The 18,523-nt window shown below is 56.2% G+C and carries 16 protein-coding genes and 4 pseudogenes; 12 read left to right on the forward strand and 8 right to left on the reverse strand.

What is annotated here, in order from left to right:
• Positions 1 to 33 precede the first annotated feature (33 nt).
• The 11 genes from ACLEJR_RS11460 to ACLEJR_RS11510 all read left to right on the forward strand — a co-directional run bounded on the left by ACLEJR_RS11460 (position 34) and on the right by ACLEJR_RS11510 (position 10,726).
• A complete protein-coding gene (locus ACLEJR_RS11460) occupies positions 34 to 954 on the forward strand; it encodes a LysR family transcriptional regulator (RefSeq protein ID WP_440814091.1) in 921 nt (306 codons plus the stop codon).
• A gap of 221 nt (positions 955 to 1,175) precedes the next feature.
• Entirely contained in the window at positions 1,176 to 2,009 is an 834-nt protein-coding gene (locus ACLEJR_RS11465; RefSeq protein ID WP_440814004.1) for a transporter substrate-binding domain-containing protein, read from the forward strand.
• A gap of 55 nt (positions 2,010 to 2,064) precedes the next feature.
• Positions 2,065 to 2,886, forward strand: coding sequence for an amino acid ABC transporter ATP-binding protein (locus ACLEJR_RS11470; protein ID WP_440814005.1), 822 nt, complete (start codon positions 2,065 to 2,067; stop codon positions 2,884 to 2,886).
• Between the two features lie 10 nt (positions 2,887 to 2,896).
• Positions 2,897 to 3,568, forward strand: a complete 672-nt coding sequence (locus ACLEJR_RS11475; RefSeq protein ID WP_280035158.1) for an amino acid ABC transporter permease — start codon at positions 2,897 to 2,899, stop codon at positions 3,566 to 3,568.
• 11 nt (positions 3,569 to 3,579) lie between these two features.
• Positions 3,580 to 4,245, forward strand: a complete 666-nt coding sequence (locus tag ACLEJR_RS11480) for an amino acid ABC transporter permease (protein ID WP_280035156.1) — start codon at positions 3,580 to 3,582, stop codon at positions 4,243 to 4,245.
• Between the two features lie 28 nt (positions 4,246 to 4,273).
• Positions 4,274 to 5,149 carry a dihydrodipicolinate synthase family protein gene (locus tag ACLEJR_RS11485; RefSeq protein WP_440814008.1) on the forward strand — a complete coding sequence of 292 codons (876 nt, stop codon included), beginning with the start codon at positions 4,274 to 4,276 and terminating at the stop codon, positions 5,147 to 5,149.
• Between the two features lie 95 nt (positions 5,150 to 5,244).
• Entirely contained in the window at positions 5,245 to 6,525 is a 1,281-nt protein-coding gene (locus ACLEJR_RS11490; RefSeq protein WP_440814011.1) for an NAD(P)/FAD-dependent oxidoreductase, read from the forward strand.
• Positions 6,522 to 8,003, forward strand: a complete 1,482-nt coding sequence (locus ACLEJR_RS11495) for an aldehyde dehydrogenase family protein (RefSeq protein ID WP_440814013.1) — start codon at positions 6,522 to 6,524, stop codon at positions 8,001 to 8,003. Before ACLEJR_RS11490 ends, ACLEJR_RS11495 begins: the two co-directional genes overlap by 4 nt.
• A gap of 10 nt (positions 8,004 to 8,013) precedes the next feature.
• Positions 8,014 to 9,042, forward strand: a complete 1,029-nt coding sequence (locus tag ACLEJR_RS11500; protein ID WP_440814015.1) for a proline racemase family protein — start codon at positions 8,014 to 8,016, stop codon at positions 9,040 to 9,042.
• Between the two features lie 153 nt (positions 9,043 to 9,195).
• Entirely contained in the window at positions 9,196 to 9,903 is a 708-nt protein-coding gene (locus tag ACLEJR_RS11505) for a GntR family transcriptional regulator (RefSeq protein WP_280035148.1), read from the forward strand.
• Positions 9,904 to 9,970: 67 nt separating this feature from the next.
• On the forward strand, positions 9,971 to 10,726 hold the full coding sequence (locus ACLEJR_RS11510; protein WP_440814019.1) for an SDR family NAD(P)-dependent oxidoreductase: 756 nt from the start codon (positions 9,971 to 9,973) through the stop codon (positions 10,724 to 10,726).
• Positions 10,727 to 10,751: 25 nt separating this feature from the next.
• On the opposite strand, the gene ACLEJR_RS11515 is transcribed toward ACLEJR_RS11510, so the two are convergent.
• The 3 genes from ACLEJR_RS11515 to ACLEJR_RS11525 all read right to left on the reverse strand — a co-directional run bounded on the left by ACLEJR_RS11515 (position 10,752) and on the right by ACLEJR_RS11525 (position 13,454).
• The gene (locus ACLEJR_RS11515) at positions 10,752 to 11,456 is read right to left on the reverse strand and encodes a GntR family transcriptional regulator (protein ID WP_440814020.1); all 705 of its coding nucleotides are present in this window, start codon (positions 11,454 to 11,456) and stop codon (positions 10,752 to 10,754) included.
• 187 nt (positions 11,457 to 11,643) lie between these two features.
• Positions 11,644 to 12,159 (reverse strand): heme-degrading domain-containing protein, encoded by a 516-nt coding sequence (locus ACLEJR_RS11520; RefSeq protein ID WP_440814023.1) that lies wholly within the window; start codon positions 12,157 to 12,159, stop codon positions 11,644 to 11,646.
• A gap of 56 nt (positions 12,160 to 12,215) precedes the next feature.
• Positions 12,216 to 13,454 carry an NAD(P)/FAD-dependent oxidoreductase gene (locus tag ACLEJR_RS11525; RefSeq protein WP_440814024.1) on the reverse strand — a complete coding sequence of 413 codons (1,239 nt, stop codon included), beginning with the start codon at positions 13,452 to 13,454 and terminating at the stop codon, positions 12,216 to 12,218.
• Positions 13,455 to 13,628: 174 nt separating this feature from the next.
• Between ACLEJR_RS11525 and ACLEJR_RS11530 the strand changes: the two are divergent.
• Positions 13,629 to 13,892 (forward strand): annotated as a pseudogene (locus ACLEJR_RS11530) (STAS domain-containing protein); the annotation flags it as partial.
• A gap of 631 nt (positions 13,893 to 14,523) precedes the next feature.
• Here the strand turns inward: ACLEJR_RS11530 and ACLEJR_RS11535 are convergent.
• The 5 genes and pseudogenes from ACLEJR_RS11535 to ACLEJR_RS11555 form a co-directional block, all read right to left on the reverse strand.
• Entirely contained in the window at positions 14,524 to 15,324 is an 801-nt protein-coding gene (locus ACLEJR_RS11535; RefSeq protein ID WP_440814027.1) for a hypothetical protein, read from the reverse strand.
• Positions 15,325 to 15,777: 453 nt separating this feature from the next.
• Positions 15,778 to 15,987, reverse strand: a pseudogene (locus tag ACLEJR_RS11540) (DUF4113 domain-containing protein); the annotation flags it as partial.
• Positions 15,983 to 16,372 carry a hypothetical protein gene (locus ACLEJR_RS11545; RefSeq protein WP_440814029.1) on the reverse strand — a complete coding sequence of 130 codons (390 nt, stop codon included), beginning with the start codon at positions 16,370 to 16,372 and terminating at the stop codon, positions 15,983 to 15,985. The gene ACLEJR_RS11545 and the pseudogene ACLEJR_RS11540, both read right to left, overlap by 5 nt.
• A 210-nt stretch (positions 16,373 to 16,582) precedes the next feature.
• A pseudogene (locus tag ACLEJR_RS11550) lies at positions 16,583 to 17,986 on the reverse strand (HlyD family type I secretion periplasmic adaptor subunit).
• A pseudogene (locus tag ACLEJR_RS11555) lies at positions 17,979 to 18,521 on the reverse strand (ATP-binding cassette domain-containing protein); the annotation flags it as partial. The pseudogenes ACLEJR_RS11550 and ACLEJR_RS11555, both read right to left, overlap by 8 nt.
• Positions 18,522 to 18,523: the final 2 nt, after the last annotated feature.

Raw genomic sequence — 18,523 nt, forward strand, 5'->3', positions numbered from 1 at the left:
TTTTCTAACGCTCAGATATTGAATTACTCACGTATGACAAGAAAAATTCCGCTCCACCAAGTCAGTGATTTCGATTTGAGGCTCCTCAGGGTTTTCAAAACCGTTGCTGAATGCGGCAGTTTTTCAGCCGCCGAAACCGTGCTGGGTATCACCCGATCCGCCATCAGTCTGCACATGGGCGATCTGGAGAAGCGACTCGGCATGCGCCTCTGCCAGCGTGGAAGAGCGGGCTTCGCGCTGACCGATGAAGGACGAGAGGTGTTGCGAGCCGGGGAGACGGTGCTGGTCGCCATCGAAGGGTTTCGAAGCGAGGTGAATCAAATGCACCAGCACCTTCGCGGCGATCTGAACGTAGCGATCGTCAACAACCTGGTGACCCAACCCAAGATGCGAATCACCCACGCACTCAAGGCGGTGCGGGCTACGGGCAGTGGTGTTCGAATCAACCTCAGCATGAGCACACCCGGCGATATCGAACGTGGCCTGCTCGATGGCAGACTGCATGTAGGGGCCGTTCCGTTGATCACCCCCCTTTCAGGCCTGGAATACGGGGTTTTGTACGAAGAGCGCTCAAATCTCTACTGCAGTCACGAGCACCCCCTTTTTGAGCACGCCCACCACGTCAGCGATGAACAACTGGTGCATGCCGACGCGGTGATACCCGCCTACCGGATGAGCGCCGAAGCCATCGGTCTGCACCAGTTGCTCAATTTTGCGGCCTCTGCCACCGATCGTGAGGGCATCGCTTTTCTCATCCTGACCGGCAGCTACATCGGATTCCTTCCGGACCATTATGCGGCGACCTGGGTGGACAAAGGCGTGATGGCTCCGCTGGACCCGTCACGGCTCTACTTCGACACCAAGCTTGCCATCGCCACTCGAAAAGGCCGCCGGCAAAACCTGATCCTGGATCGCTTCCTCGATGAGTTGCAGCTGAATTCTCATCCGGCATAACCCCCCTCACCTTTCTGCCCTCCTCTGAAAACGCCCTCGATCAAAAACGCATTGATCGGGGGCGCTTTGCTACAAAAAATTCTTTATAGCTTGTTGACAGGCGCCAGGAATTGGAAATAGCCTGGATTCATCGCTGCATACAAGTCAGCGCTCATAACAACATACAGATTTTTGGCTTGCACTCTTCTGTCTACAAAAACAAATCACCGGAGAGACTCACCATGGCACTGTTCTTTTCACGCAAACTCGTCGGCATTACCGCGCTCACTGCTGCCCTCGCAGTGTTCGGACACACGTCTGCGAACGCCGAAACAAAAACGTGGGAAAGCGTCCGTCAAGCGGGCGTGCTCCGCTGCGGTGCAGCCGTCGCAGCGCCGTATGTAATGCGCGACCCGGCCAGCGGTCACTACAGCGGTTTTTTTGTCGATCTGTGCCGCGACTTCGCCGAGAACGTGTTGAAGGTCAAAGCCCAGTTTGTCGACACCAGCTGGGACAACCAGGTGGCTGGGTTGCAGAGCGGCAAATGGGACATGGCGATGGCGCTCAACAAGACACCTGAGCGCGCGAAGGCAGTCGCATTTTCGGTACCCGCAACGGACTACCAGATCTCGCTGCTCATCAATAAAAAGAACCCGAAGTTCGCAGGCGCGGGTAAAAGCCTTGCCGATTACGACAAAGCGGGCGTGACCATCGCGGTGATCTCGGGAACAGCAGCAGACAAAGCCGTTTCAGCCGCTATCAAGCATGCCGTCTTGATGCGCCTGCCGGGCTCGGACGAAACTCGGATGGCCGTCATGTCCAAGCGCGCAGATATCCTGGCCGACGCCAATGACACCAACCACCTCTTCGCCATGGCGAACGACTGGGCCAGCGAAATCCTCCCCGAACCTGCTCTGGCCAAACAAGGCGTCTCGTTCGCGGTGCCACTGCAAACCGCTTCGCAGGATATGGCCGAGCTCGATGCCTACCTGACCCAGAAGCGCGAGGCAGGCGACATCGAGAAGCTTGTCGATAAAGCCTCTGCCGAAATCCTCGCGGCGCAAAAAACACAGTAACTCCCGCCGACTTACCGGGAGCCCTGGGCAAGGGGCTCTCGCGGAGACCAGTGTCATGACAATTCCTCAATTGGTGGCCTCACAGCCACAGGCTTCGATCATCCCGAATTCGGGCCAGGGCGGCTCCTTTATCCAGCTTCAAAATGTACGCAAGGCCTATTCCGAGCAATTGGTGGTGATGGACGGAATGAACCTGGACATGCGTGCGGACGATCGCCTGGTCATCATCGGCCCGTCCGGCAGCGGCAAGAGCTCGTTGCTGCGCGTCTTGATGGGGTTGGAAGGGATTCAGGGGGGAGCCATTCAGTTTCAAGGTAGACCGTACATCGATGGCAACCGAAAAATGGGCCGGCCTCTCGATGAAACATTGCACAAACAGATCGGCATGGTGTTTCAACACTACACCTTGTTCCCGCATCTTTCCGTGCTGGGCAACCTCATCCTGGCACCCGTGAAAGTTCATGGTCTGAGCAAGACTGAAGCGACCGAGAAGGCACGCGCCTATCTGGCTCGGTTGGGACTTGAAAGCAAGTTGCACGCGTACCCAAGCCAACTGTCTGGCGGCCAGAAACAACGGGTGGCCATTGCCAGAGCCCTGATGCTCGAGCCCCGCCTGATGCTGTTCGATGAAGTGACCTCGGCGCTCGACCCGGAAATGGTCATCGAAGTCCAGAACGTCATGATGCAGCTGGCGGAGCAGAAGATGGCAATGATCATCGTCACTCACGACATGCACTTCGCCCGACACATCGCCACCCGGGTGGTGTTCTGCGCCAACGGCAAGGTCGTCGAGCAAGGTCCGCCCGAACAGATCTTTACCCAACCTCGTGAAGTCCGCACGCGCGAATTCCTCGAAAAGGTCGTGCATTTCGATTGAGGGTAAAAACATGAGCTACCAATTCGATTTCCATTTCTTGAGCGGCACTGCGCCGGCGTTGCTCGACGGGCTTAAAGTCACGCTTGAGTTGGCGCTGGTGTCGAATGTCATCGGGCTGATCGGCGGGTTCCTGCTATGCCTGATGACCATCAGCCGTTGGTTTTTCATCCGCTGGCCCGCGCAGCTCTTTATTGAGTTCTTTCGCTGCACCCCTGCTTTGCTGCAGATCGTATGGTTCTTCTACTGCGTTCCGATGCTGTTTGACGTGTTCATCGATCCGATCGCCATGGGCTTTTTGGCCCTGGGCCTGAACCTGACCGCGTTCAATGCTGAAGCCTATCGAGCGGGCGTCCAGGCGGTACCTCGCGAACATCTGGATGCCTCGGTTGCGTTGGGCCTCAAGAGCTGGCAGCGGACGCTCTATGTGATCTTGCCCCAGTCGCTGCGCAGTGCTCTGCCGGTGCTGATAACCAATGGTATTGGCACCCTGCAGCAGAGCGCATTGGTTGCCATCGTTGCCGTCGCCGACCTCATGTACGTCGGCAAGAGCCTGGCGACCGAGGCTTACCGTCCCCTTGAAACTTACACCCTGATCGCCTTGATCTACTTCGCACTTTCTCTGCCTATCGCGCAGTTGGTGCAGTGGTTCGAACGGCGTCAGGAACTTGCCGGTCAGCGCTGAGGAGACTACCCATGCCACTCGATTTCTCGGTCGTTCTTGGATATTGGCCTGTGCTGCTCAAAGGTCTGGCGCTGACCCTGGCATTCACTGGTCTGTGCGCATTGCTGGGCAGCCTGCTCGGTTTCACCGTCAGTCTTGTGCGCCAGATCAGGCTGAAGCTGGTGCGCTTGCCGTTAACCCTCTACGTGGAGTTCTTTCGCGGCACCCCTCTTTTGATCCAACTGTTCTGGGTGTTTTTTTGTTTCCCGGTCGTGTTCGGACTGGATATCCCGCCCTATGTATCTGTGATCATCGCCCTGACCTTGTATATGGGGGCGATCACCAGCGAGACATTCCGCGGCGCGCTCAAGTCCATTGCCAGTGAGCAGCATGACGCGTGCACCGCGCTGGGCCTCAACGCCAAGGTCAAGGTGCTCTATGTGATCTTTCCCCAGGCACTCCTTCGCGCGGTACCGCCCCTGCTGTCCAACGTTGTAAGCCTGTTCAAGGAAAGCGCACTGATCTCTTCGGTCGGCGTCGCTGATTTGATGTTCGTTGGTCAGAACATTTCAAACAGCACGGCACGCCCGGTCGAGTTTCTTTCTGCGGTTGCCGTCATTTACTTCCTCGTAGCGTTCCCGTTGACCCGACTGGTCGGCGTGGTCGAAGGACGCCTTCTGCGTCGATTTGCATACTGAATAAAACCCACCCCTAGGAGTTAAAAGCATGAAACTCAACGGCATTCTGCCCGCTCTGGTTACCCCTTTCGACGCCGCCGGCAAGGTCGATCACGATACGTTGGCCTCGATCCTAGAACATCAACTTAAAACGGGCGTCAGTGGCTTCGTACCGCTGGGTTCGACCGGCGAGTATTACGCGCTGACCAATGACGAGCGCCGGCAGATTCTGGCGACCGTCAAAGAAGTGGTCGGTGATCGCGGCACCCTCATCGCCGGCGCTAACGGCTCGTGCACGCGTGAAGTATTGGAGCAAGTCAAACAGACCGTCGACGCAGGCTATACCAACCTGCTGATCGCGCCGCCTTACTACGCACTGCCATCGCAAGAAGAGCTGCTCGCCCACTACAACACCATTCTGGAGACTTTCCCTGAAATCAACGTTGTGCTTTACAACTACCCTGTTCGCACCAACGTTGAAGTGGGGATGGATGTCATTGCCGCATTGAACAACCACCCACGGGTGATTGGCATCAAGGAAAGCAGTGGCAACCTGCTGCGCGCCATCGAGATTGGTGAAAACTACAAAGGCATTCAGCTGTCCTGTGGCTCTGATGACCAGGCCCTGGATTTCTACCTGTGGGGCGCTGACAGCTGGATCTGCGGACCGGCCAATATCTTCCCGGAAAAAGTGGTCGCCTTTCACAAAGCCTTTACCAGCGGTGACATTCGTGGCGCCCAGCAGGTCATGCGTAGCCTGTTCCCGGCGATGGCGAACCTGGAAAGTGGCAAGTTCGTGCAGAAAGTGAAATACGGTGCCGAGCTGGCCGGCTTCAAGGTGGGTAACGCGCGTGCGCCATTGCTTCCACTGACCGATGCCGAGAAAACCGAATTCCGCAAGGTGTTCGAAGCGTCTCAGGCGTGATCCAGTAGCCGCTGATGCTACCTGCCAGCGGAAGGGCATCTCCCCTTCCGCGTGCATCCGCCCCTCTGTCCAACCCTACGTTGAGCATCACAGACATGAACAACCCGCAAACGTCATCGCAACAGGCCGTCGTCATCGGCGGCGGTATCGTCGGCGTATGCTGCGCGCTTTACCTGCAGCGCGACGGTTACCGGGTCACTCTTATCGATCCCGCAGCGCCTGGCGACAGCACTGCCAAGTGGAGCTGCGGGCAAATGGCGGTGAGCGAAGTCATTCCGCTGTCCAAGCCTGGCATCTTGATGAAAATTCCAGGCTGGCTGCTGGATCAGAAAGGTCCCTTGGCTCTGCGGCCCAGCGCGCTCCCGGGGATCCTGCCGTGGTTTATGCGGTTTCTCGCCTGCGCACGGCCTTCCAGGATCAACGAGATCGCCAACGACATGGCGAAGCTCACTCAGCATGTATATGAAGACTACACCCCGCTTCTCGACGTATGTCCTGACAAGACGCTGCTTGGGCAACGTCCCGTTCTGGAAGTCTTTGATTCGGTTTCAGGCCTTGAGCATGAGCGTCCGCACCTGGAATTGCGCAAGCAGCTCGGCTTCAGCTCCCAGGAACTGGGCGCTGCCGATATCGCGGACCTGGAACCTGCGCTGGCCGGGAAATTCAAGCACGGCCTCATGTTCCCGGACTGGCGAGCGGTGAACGACACGCAAGGCTTCATCGCTGCATTGACACACAGCTTTGAAAGCCAGGGCGGCGTGCGCATCCGTCAACGTGTCACGAAGATTGATGAAAACCATGACAAGGCAACAGGCGTAACGCTGGAAGACGGCACACGTGTGCCCGCTGACCATTTGGTGGTTGCCGCCGGCACCGGCTCCCGTGCTTTCTTCAACTCGTTGGGTGTCAACATACCGCTGGCCGGCATTGCGGGTTATCAGGCGGTACTTCCTCGACCCGAGGTCGAGATCCGCCACTCTGTGATCTACGCCGATGGCGGTTTTTGCTTCGCCCCGATGACGCGCGGACTGCAAATTGGCGGCACCATCGAGTTCGCCGGACCAAACGCTGAACCCAATTTCAAACGCGCCGAGATCATTATGGAAAAAGCCCGCCGCGTCTTGCCACAACTCAATACCGACGGTATGGAGTTTGGCGTCGGCTATCGCCCCTTCCTGCCAGACACAAAACCTGTGATCGACCGCTCGCCACGGCTTGAAAACACTATCCTGGCTTTCGGGCACGGCCAGTTGGGCCTGACCCTCGGCGCAACCACGGGTCGACTCGTGAGCGATCTGGTCGCGCAGCGCACCCCTGCACAAAATCTTGGCGCTTTTGGCGCACGTCGCTTCGCCGTCCTTGGAGGTACAGCATGAACCGCTATGACCAGTTCTACATCAACGGCCAATGGGTCAGCCCGATTAACGGCGCAAGCTTCGAGTCCTATGATCCGAGCGACGAGAGCCTCATCGCCAGCGTCGCCTCTGGATGTGCCGAGGACATCGATGTTGCGGTCCGAGCCGCGCGTGCAGCATTTGACGAGGGCCCCTGGCCGCGCCTGAGCGGTGCTGAGCGCGGCGCCTACCTGCGCAAGATCGCCGAAGGCATCCGCGCTCGCCAGGAAGAACTCGCCGAACTCGAAGTGCGTGACAATGGCAAACCGTTTCCGGAGGCCATGTGGGACATCGGGGATACGGCAGGCTGCTTCGACTTCTACGCCAACCTGGCCGAGGAGCTGGATGGTCTGCGCGATAAGCCGGTCGCTCTGTCCGACGAGCGTTTCAGCTGCATCGCGCGCAAAGAGCCTATCGGGGTAGCAGGAGCGATCGTGCCCTGGAATTTCCCGATGCTGATGGCTTCGTGGAAGGTCGCGCCGGCACTGGCGGCAGGTTGCACGATCATTCTCAAGCCCGCCGAGCAGACATCGCTGACTGCTCTGGAGCTTGCACGCATCGCCGACGAAGCAGGCTTGCCTGCAGGCGTGCTGAACATTGTCACCGGTCTGGGCCCTGTGGCTGGCGCTGCGCTCACCGCGCATCCGGGCGTGGATAAGCTGGCGTTTACCGGAAGCGTTCCGGTCGGCAGCCGCATCATGCAAGCAGCTGCTCAGGACATCAAAAACGTCACGCTGGAGCTTGGCGGCAAATCACCCTTCGTGATTTTTGCCGACAGTGACATCGAGAAAGCGGTCGAGTGGATCATGTTCGGCATCTTCTGGAACAAGGGTGAGGTCTGCTCGGCGACCGCACGTGTTCTGGTCGAACGCTCAGTGTATGAGCCGCTGCTGGCACGTCTCGCCCAGGAGGCCCGTAAGATCAAGATCGGGAACGGCATGGAGGAAGGCGTCCTGCTCGGCCCATTGGTGAACAAAAAACAGTATGACGGTACCCTTCAGGCCATCTCGCGGGGTCTTGAGGCTGGAGCCCGCCTGGTGTGCGGTGGCGAGCGCCCGGCACACCTCGACAAAGGTTTCTATCTTCAACCCACCGTTTTTGCGGACGTACCGGAAGACAGCTGGATCTGGAACGAGGAAATCTTTGGCCCGGTGGTGTGCATCCGTCCCTTCGACACTGAAGAGCAAGCAATCAAGTCGGCAAACAACTCGCGCTTCGGACTGGGCGCCGCCGTGATGTCCAAAGACTTGCAGCGCTGCGAGCGTGTAGCCCGTAAATTCCGTGCAGGCATTGTCTGGATCAATTGCTCACAGCCTACATTCACCGAAGCGCCATGGGGCGGTTACAAGCAGAGCGGTATTGGCCGCGAACTGGGCGAATGGGGCATGAACAACTATCTGGAAACCAAACAGATCACTCGCTACGACAGCGAACAGCCTTGGGGCTGGTACATCAAGTGAGGTAACAACCATGCGTTGGAAACAGACCCTTCAGCTCGCTGAAGTGCACTGCGAAGGCGAGATCGGTAAAGTCATCACTGGCGGCGTCCTGGGCATCCCGGGTGCCACCATGCTGGACAAGATGAACTACATCAATGAGGTCGACGACAGCTTGCGTCGCCTGGTGACGATGGAACCGCGCGGCTGCTTGCAGATGTCCGTCAACTTGCTTCTGCCGCCAACCCGCCCGGAAGCGCACGCCGGTTTCATTGTGTTGCAGTCCGACAAGGCACACCCGATGTCTGGCAGTAACTGCATCTGTGTGGTCACTGCGCTGCTTGAGTTGGGCATGGTGCCCATGCAGGAGCCGGAAACCACGGTGGTTCTGGACACACCTGCCGGGCTGGTGACGGCTCGCGCCCAATGCGCGGACGGCCGATGCCTGAGTGTGTCGCTGGATATGGTCCCGGCGTTCGTCGAGCACCTGGACCTGCCCATTCAGACGCAAGCCTTCGGCACGATCAAGGTCGACGTGGCTTTCGGAGGTGTGTACTACGCGTTGATCGACGTCGATCAGGTGGGTTTGTCGATCGCCCCCGAGAACGCCAGGAAATTGGCCGAGGCCGGGGTCGCGTTGAAAGACGTGATCAACCGCCAGATCAGTATCCAGCACCCGTTGCTGCCTTCAGTGAACGAAGTCGCGTATGTGATGTTCCGCAATCGTCTGGACGACCGAACCTACCAGACATGCACAACCCTCCCGCCGGGGCGAGTCGATCGTTCGCCATGCGGTACCGGGAGCTCCGCCAACCTTGCGACGCTGGCGGCACGTAACTTGGTCAAAGCCGGTGACCAACTGGTGTCACGCTCGACAATCGGTGGCCAATTCCAGATTGCGCTGCTGGGGCAAAGCGAAGTGGCTGGAAAAGCCGCCGTATTGCCCAGAGTGACCGGCCGCGCCTGGCTGTATGGCATCCAACAGCTGGGCGTGGATCCGGATGATCCTTTGGCGGCGGGTTTCATGCTCAGTGACACGTGGGGTGAGGGTTCCGGTACTTAAAAAAGCACGAGTGCTCGTCGATCTTCGAGCACTCGGATGGAGCTTTTCGAGCGCCAGATCCACCCTTCCCGTCCCGGAGCCAAGCCGTGAAGTAGCCTATAAAAATGACAAGGGTCTGGTCTGTATACTCACGACCAGACTCCATGAGGCCTGATGATGACAAAAGATAACGAAGACGACGCGGGCCCGCGCCGCCACGGTGGCAGGTACATATACGAGGAACTGCGCAAGCAGATTCTTACGCTGAAGCTCAAGCCGGGGGTGCAGCTCGATGAAGTATCCCTGGCCGCGCAGTTCGGGCTGTCTCGCTCACCGGTACGGGACGCGTTGGCACGCCTGATCACTGAGGGGCTTGTGGTCATACTCCCGAACCGCACGACGTTGGTGACGCCGTTCGAGATCGAAGAGTTTCCTAACTATGTATCCGCTCTCGATCTCATCCAGCGTACCGTGAGTCGCCTGGCCGCCACCCAGCACCGACCGGACGATCTCCAAGCCATTCGCGACGCCGATGCGGCTTATCTGAACGCAGTGACGACGGGCGATTTCCAGGCCATGTCGGAGCTGAACAAGGCGTTTCACATGGCGATTGCTCATGCCGGACGCAATCCTTACTTCATTACCTATTACGAGCGGCTGTTGGGTGAGGGACAGCGCCTGCTGCATCTGCACTTCGACCATGTGGTGAGCTCCGCCAACACTCACAGGCTAGGCCGTGACCATGACGAGATCATCGCAGCCATTGCGGCCCGTGACGCAGACGCTGCTGAAGCGGCCGCGCATGAGCACACGATGCTCTTCCAGCGTCGTTTTCTGGATTACATGCAACAGAACCTGACCGCACGGATGTCCATCGCGTGAATCCTGATCAGGTCTGCGGACTGGCGGGCTGCCAGCTTTTCCCAACGACTTCCGAGGAAAGCCATTCATGAGCAGATTCAAAGGAAAAACCGTCATCGTCACCGGCGCTGCCGGCGGTATTGGCAGCGCCATCGCCACGCGATTCGCCATGGAGGGGGCAACGGTCGCCGTGAGCGACATGAATGCGCCAGCACTGGAGGCGTTGGCTGGCGAGCTTCGAGCCGCCGGCGGACGAGCCTTCGCGTTCGAGGCCGATATCGCAGATGCAAACGCTTGTCGCACGTTGATCCATGACGTGTCCGGGCAGTTGGGCCAGATCGATGTGCTGGTCAATAACGCAGGTATCAATCGCAGGGGTAACCTGCTTGCGATAACAGAAGAGGATTGGCAAACCAGTTTTGCCGTCAACCTGGACTCGATGTTTCATCTGTGCCGGGCCGTGCTGCCGATCATGATGGACGCAGGTTCAGGCTCAATCGTCAACACCGCGTCTCAATGGGGTTTGCACCCCGCTCCCGGCCATATCGCCTATAACGTCACGAAGGCTGCAGTGGCTTCGTTCACGCAGAACCTGGCCCGCGACTATGCGCCCCATAACATCCGGGTCAACGCAGTCTGCCCGGGCGAAATTCATACGCCCATGCTTGAAGCGGGCGTGCGCAGATCCGGCCGCACGATCGCCGACCTGGATCAAAGGGTTCCCTTGGGCAGGATAGGCAAGCCCGAGGAAGTCGCGGCGCTGGTGGCTTTTCTGGCCTCGGATGAAGCGGCGTTCATGTGTGGGTCACTGGTGGAAATCACAGGAGCCCAAGCGGTCGCCTGATTGCCGTCTGTTCCACGTTGCGCGCCTACTTCACGGAGATGGCGCGCGTCAGGTTTTGCTGAAGGTAGGCCAGAAAGCGACGCTGGAAGAGCATCGTGTGTTCATGGGCAGTTTGTTCGGCTCGATCCGCGTTGCGCGCGGCGATCGCTTCGATGATTTCATCATGATCGCGGCCCAGCTGGGTGGAGCTGTTTTCAGCGCTGACGATGTAGTCAAAGTGCAGGTGCAGCAACCGCTGCCCTTCCCCCAACAGCTTCTCGTAATAGCTGATGAAGTAGGGATTACGACCTGCCTCGGCGATAGCCATGTGGAATGATTTGTTCATTTCGGACATGGCTTGAAAGTCGCCACTGCGCACTGCGTCGAGGTATGCCACGTCCGCCGCGCGAATTTTCGCCAGGTCTTCATCTGTCCGGTTTATCGCCGCCAGGCGCGTCACAGCGCGCTGGATGAGATCCAGCGCCGATACGTAATTAGGGAACTCTTCGATCTCGAATGGCGTGACCAGCGTCGTGCGGTTGGGCAGGATGGTGACCAGACCTTCGCTGATCAATCGTGCCAATGCATCTCTCACGGGCGATCGCGACAAACCAAACTGTGCGGCCAGCGATACCTCATCCAACGGCACGCCGGGTTTGAGTTTCAGCGTGAGAATCTGTTTACGCAGTTCCTCGTAAATGTAACGGCCGCCATGGCGCTTGGCGACAGGTTCTACGGTGTCTTTGCTCATCGGGTCTCATTCTCGGCGGGTAACGGCGCACTGCGCGTCACTTTAACACCGACAAGGGATGGTTTTGAAACTGCCCTTGCACGCGCTGTATGGCATATCAGGCTCTGCACCCGCCCTGAGATCGTCATCGGAAGTGGCGTGCATCACCGGCGGTAAAGGAGCGTGGGAACTCGCCGGTGGACGGCATTCAATCGGTGAAAAACGCGCTCTCTGGCGGCAGGGACAGGTCATAGCAATCGTGACCGAGCATCAGACACAGTGCGTCGACGATGATTTGATGATCCTTGCGGTCCGGTAATCCCGACACCGTCACACTGCCAATGACCCCAGCCCCCCGGACGATGATCGGGAAACCTCCCCCGCAGTCCGCGTAGTCGGCAGGTGACAGGTGATAACGCTCCTGGATACCCAGACCTTCGATCGCCAACTGATGGGTCAGCCGATAGGAGCTGCGCAGAAAACGCTGCACGGTGTTGTTCTTGCGCCGTACCCAGTCAAGGTTATCGGACGTCACGCCCGGCCTGGCCGAAAAGAACAGAGGCCGGTCGAATCTTCTGATGTCGATCACCAGGGGCCAATCTTCGGACATTGCCTGCTCCTGCAACTGAGCGCCGAGCTGCCAGGCAATATTTTCATCGAAGCTCTCGAATACGAGCACTTGTTCCTGACGAATCAACGTCGCCAGATCGTCTGCCAATGTCATGTTTTTCTCCCCATTCGTCACGTGTTAATCAAGACTTCGCCATCCAGCCGAACGGATCAGAATCGGTTGACTCGATAGGGGGTCATGTCGACAGGAGGTGTTTGGCCGGTCATGAGATCAGCGATCAATCGCCCGGTCGTTGCGGCATAGGTGAGGCCTAAATGGCCGTGTCCGCAGGCGTACCAGACATTACTGCGCGTAGCGGATCTCCCCATGACGGGCACCGTGTCCGGCATCGCAGGTCGATGGCCCATCCACTCGGTGGTGTCCTGCACCTGGAGATCGGGGAGCGCTTCCTTGGCGCGCTTGACCAGGACCTGAGCACGACGATAGTTGGGCGCTGCATCCAGCCCGGCCATCTCAACCGTCCCGCCAATGCGAATGCCCCCTGCTGTGGGCGTGACCATGAACGCTTTCGCTGGCCATATGATCGAATGGCGCATGGAAATGCCTGGCGCCATCACTTGGGTGTGATATCCCCGTTCGGTTTCGAGCGGGATGGGCTCTCCAATGAGTGAGGACAGTCGGGCGGTGTAAGCGCCCGCGGCGAGCACGATGGATTCTGCCTCAAGAAAGCGCCCGTCTTTGAGATGCAAGCCCGATACGCGCTGCGGGTTTTGATCGAAACTCACGACCTCGCCCTGTCGAACCTCTCCGCCCAGAGCCTTGAATTTCTCCACCAGACTTGAAACCAGCTTGTGCGGATCGGAAATTGACCGGTTTTGCGGAAACAGAACCGCCTTGCCGATCTGGTGGCCCAAGGCAGGTTCAAGCGCGCGCAGCGCATCTGCATCCAGCACTTGATGATCAAATCCAAAGCGCTCGAGCACGGCGATGTGTTCCCTGTCAGCACGGTATTCGGCTTCATCGGTGTAGAGGCTCAAGCAGCCCTCGGCACTCATCATGTGCTCGAGTCCCGATGTTTTAAGCAGCTCCGCCAGATCCTCATGAACGCGCGAACAAAGCACGGCCCCCGCAGCTTCGAGCTCTCGCACTTTAGATGGCCGGCTAGCCGCCAGAAATCGAAGAAACCACGGCAGGAGTTTGAGCATGTAGCCGGGGCGTACACAGATCGGGCCTTCGGGATCCAGCAGCCACTTTGGCATCTGTGCCCAAACACCCGGGCGGGACGCAGGCATGAATTCAGTCACGGCAATACTTGCCATGTTCCCGAAAGAGGCGCCCAGACCGGGTTCGCTTTTGTCCAGGAGCACAACCTTTTTGCCCCGACGCTGGAGCTGGTATGCAATGACGGTTCCGATAATTCCGGCACCAACCACGACGATGGGACGCACATGACCTCCTGACTTTGTTATGCCTGAGTCACCTTGAGGCCGGGAAGACCCGGTCAAAGCGCTCCACACGCGAAATGAATACCGCCTATTCGCGCGGTCAGGATACGAGCCGTCACAATTGAATGCAACGTTGTATGCATTGTTTTTTGAGGGATTCTCGGGGTGTCCGACGGTTTGGTCGGGCGGGTGTTCTTCAGTTCAGCTGAACGATTTGCCAACGCTTTCGACGTCAATGAAAAGCTTGAGGCGCTTACGACAGATTTTCGCGAGGCTCACTTCTAGGACATTACGGCAGTCGCTCCGCTGGACAAGGTCGTTCTCAAGCTTCGTCGTGGAGGCGTTCAAGTCGATATCATCGGAATGAACCGGGCAACCGCTACCCTAGTGGATCGGTTCGGGGTGCACGACAAGTCAGATGGTATCGACACGCTGTTGGGGACTGACATAACTGATCTCGTTCGGTCGAAAGTGGCCTCAATACTGATGTCCATTTTTGGCGGAAAGCGGGCCACCTGGTGCGGCAGCTTTCGGCCAAAAGCGGACGTTTGCCGCGCACCGAAACAAGCCGTCGTTCACTCCTGTGGATAAGGCGCTTCATCTGTCGACTGGTGCCAAATAGAACCATGCGCCCGGCTGAGTTCGACGGAATATCTGTCGCACAACATCTCGATGGCAGCTTTATCAAGCGCCTGATCTGAGGAGGAGATCGCCCCACCACAGGTCAGGTACAGGTACAATGCACACAGCGCCTCCAGCCTCGACGAGTCGGACTGCACGGTAAACCTAGAGTCATCTACCTCGCTCGCTTGGATTTCTATGCAAGGGTCATCGCTCTCCCTGTCTTTCACATACAGACATGTCCAGGAGCGGCTGTTCACAGGGTATGAATTACCCTCTGTGTCTACGTTTCGCCCAGGGCCATATAACAGATCCAGGAAGCACCTGAAGTCGGGCCGTTCGCGAACGACGGTCACTGTGTACATCGGTTCTCCTCAGCCTCGTGTGTATCGTCCGCTACAGGTCGGTATCCCGTTGAACAGCTCGAAAGTATAGAGGCAGATCTATAAACTTAAAGTGCAGATCGCTTTTGTTTTGCGGCAGCTGAATCTTTATAGCTATTAATGAAGTCATGTTTTTTAGTTTTAATTTTGAGATCAGCCAGATAGAAATTTCCGCTTCCAACTAACCACATAAGTTTATCAAATTCATAAGGCACAATATTCTGCGCGGTGCAGTATGCGATGATGTCTTTGAAAACCCCGAAGTCAGTCTTGGCCGAGCTTATTCCGACAGCACGACAAATATCATTTATATGCGTGTCTGGCTTGGCGAAACCCGAGTACCCATTCTCTTTCAAAAAGTCACATGACAGAGCGAAGCCAAAGCCCTCTATTTCTTCTTTCAATAAAAGTGGCAGTGCAAGTCGGGAGTATGAGCTCCCATAGAATGACTCTACAAAATCATGGAATTCATCAGCTTTCTTGAAAGAGGCGAGAAACTTTGCCGAAGATATTGCGGATTTTAAGTATATAGACCAGTGGCTGCGATTGTTATTTTTGTCAATTTCTACCGGCGTTTTTACGTTGGCCTTCTTGATTGCATCAATCAAGTCAAAATGATTGTCGTATGCGTCAATAACCTTAGCTGGATTAAACTCGAAAAGTATCTCGGAAAGTTTTTCGATGTCGCCAATGGTATTAGGCATCGACTGTCGATTTTTTGCATGGTTTAGCATTGAGCGATATAGCTTGGGAATTGACGTTTTCTTTCCTACTTTCCACTCAAACAGATGGATATCGATCAGCTCATCATCCACGCCATCGAATGATAGAAGATATGCTCTTGCGCTTCGCATTAATGGTGTCGGCATTTATACTCCAAATCTTCAGTGCTCATCGCCCATTTGTATGAACACCCTCTGTAGCGCCTCTGGGAAATAGAGTACTTATATTGAGAGAAAACCTATTGCCAGAATTTTTTGAGTTCCAAGACACCATTTCTGTATTGAGCGCAGGGTCTGCCAACTAACTGGCAACGCGCTCATGAATAAATAATGACGTTACGCTACTCATACGTTTCCTTGACTATTTCTGAGCTTTGCAGCACGCCTAAAAAATCGAAATCTATTAATGACTATCGGCTAGGCCTGAGGAAGCTTTAGTGAGTTCTTTAGCTGTTGGCGGTATCAAGCATCCTTCGGCCACTGTCCGCTTCTGGCCGAAAGCGGTCGCTCGCGATCGGAAGCCGATGGCCGACCTCGCCCAGCGGACAGTTCTCGTAACGCAGAAGCTACCAGCCCTGTGGATGCAGGGTAAATTTCTCACTAACAATGAACCCGCCACAGCTCACCCAGCTTGGTCGTATAGCTCTGGCTCATCATTTCCCGACGCATCCCCCAGTCAGGATCAACAGGCACGCTAGCGGTTCGTAGCGTCCCCCTCCCCCAGCGCCCATTAATCTGATCCAACACCGCCATGAGCTTCGTGGCATCAGACGGCTGCGAGGTGGCAAACAGATCATCGGTGTATTCACCGGCTATTAGACAGAAACCACCGACCTTTTACTTCTCGAAAGGTAATCCACAACCCTACTACTACCCCGTCATCTCGTTCGATCAAATACGAGCGATTGTCAAATATCTCGCCTTTTATCTCCTTAATACCGCGATGAACCTTGTAAGTTTTTTGCTCCCCCAGCCAATTGGTGTATGCCGCTTCGCTCTTTTCTAGCAACTCCGCCTCTTGTTTTATCCAAGGAGCAAAATGCCCTGAAAATATTTTTGACCAACATCTGCCGGAAAACTCGGACTCTATGCACTTCACGTAACTGCTTTCAAAAGCGTCCTTATCCACAATAGGCTCACCCGCATAACTGAGCGATGAAAACATAGCGACACTGCAAAAAAATATTCTTTTCATAAAACCTCTCACTCCTCAGAAAAATCCATATCAAACTTTTTGCTTTATAGTTAAAAATCACAAAGCAGATTTACCGCAGTTTAGCCTAGCAGGTAATATGTGTTTATGCATCGTATCCCAACTATTTTGAAACAGATCCAAGTATATATTCCAATCTTCTGCTAGATACAAAGCATGCTATAGGCATTTTACTCAACGCTCACGCAAGCTCTAACTAGTAGCAATCTGCAATGGACTTAAGAAATACTCAATCACTCTACGCTGATCCGTTTTTACTTCCGCAGTGACCGCCATGCCAGGCAACAACTTTATATTTTGTCCTTTCACCGTTAAATGATCCGACCCAAGCCGTATCTTACCGCTGTAAATCAAACCTCGTTTTTCGTCTTCCACAGCGTCATCAGAAATACTTAGGACTTCACCGGCAACCGCTCCGTATTTGGTAAATGTAAATGTTTCGACCTTTACAGTGACGGCCTGCCCCGGATGCACAAACCCAACATCTTTATTTTCAAATACAGCTTCAACCTCAACCGGCTGCCCCGTAGGTACGATCGTCAATAGCGGCTGCGCCGGCGTCACGACTCCGCCCACCGTATGTACATTCAACTGCTGCACCGTCCCATCTACTGGTGCCTCCAGTGTCGTCAACCCATCCTGATATTCAGCTTTGGCAAAGTCCTGCTTCAAAGAAGCCACCTTCTGATCTGCTTGCTGTAACAAATCCAGCATAGACCGTCGGGTTTGGGCCACCACGCCAGCTCTTCTGCGTTCAGCCTCCTGCCGCGCCGCTGACGACTGCAACAAGCTGGCTCGTTGCACACTCAACTGTCGTTGAATGTCCAACCTCGCCTGTTCCATTTCCAGTTAGGCATGGCGAGCGATGCATTGCTTCTCTAGAAGATGCTGGTAGTCACCCGCGAGCTTCGCAACGATGGGTAGGGTCTTCTGAAAACTGGCGACTTGGCCCCGGGCCGACTGTATGTCGGCTTGGCGCTGAGCGATCTCGGCTTCAGCGGTCTCCAATCCGCTGCGGTACTCTTGGTACTGACCTTGCAGCCAGCGCTCCGCAGCCAACACGTGGTCGGGATCCGCACCCGGAATCGCACCGTTCAACGTTCTTGGCGATCGCTGTTGATCAATAGCATCAAGCATGGCAATTGCCCGAACGCTGTCGATTCGAGCGGCTAACAGGTCGCTTTGCACGCGGCCCACTTCAGCCTCTGCGGCAGTAGAGTCCAGCTCCAACAACAACTCACCGGCTTTTACTGTCTGACCATCGTGGACATGAATGGCTTTGACTACAGCCGTTTCACTGGATTGAATAACCTTGCTCTTGCCACTGGGAATGATCTTGCCGGTAGCGGTCGCCACGACATCGATCGTACCAATACACGCCCAGGCCAAGGCTAATGCAGCGAAACCCATAATTGCCCACATGAACACCCGAGGTGCCGGATGTGTCGGACGCTCCTGTAGTTCAAGAGAAGCGGGCAAAAACTGAATTTCATGAGCCAGGCGCTTCGGCGCATCCATACTTCGGCGGGCTCTCCAGGATTCGCGCAAGACGTGCCGGTACCGCCGTAGTAAGCCTGTCGTTTCAGCGTTAGACATTGCTGGCTCCTTGCTGCAAACGATACAAACTTGAGTAATGCCCAGCCTGGTGGCTCAAGAGTTCGGCATGACTGCCCTGCGCCACAATCTGGCCGCGGTCTACCACCACAATGCGATTGGCATCCCGCACAGCTGAGAGCCGGTGGGCAATGATGATGACCGTGCGCCCCTTGCAGATGTCCTTCATGTTCTGCTGCACAACGCGCTCCGACTCATAGTCGAGTGCGCTGGTGGCTTCGTCGAAAATCAGGATCCTGGGGTTACCCATCAGTGCGCGAGCAATGGCGACCCGCTGCCGCTGACCACCGGACAGCGAGGCACCATGCTCACCCACCACGGTGTCATATCCCTCTGGAAGCTCCAGGATGAACTCGTGGGCGCCCGCGAGCTTGGCTACTTGGATAACCTTCTCCAGTGGTACGCCTGGATCGGCAAGTGCGATGTTTTCACGGATGCTACGAGCGAACAGCATGTTGTCCTGCAACACCACACCAATCTGCCGGCGCAACGAAGAGACGTCTGCCAGCGCCAGATCCG

The organism is Pseudomonas sp. SMN5, from assembly GCF_052041925.1.
Classification (GTDB): domain Bacteria; phylum Pseudomonadota; class Gammaproteobacteria; order Pseudomonadales; family Pseudomonadaceae; genus Aquipseudomonas.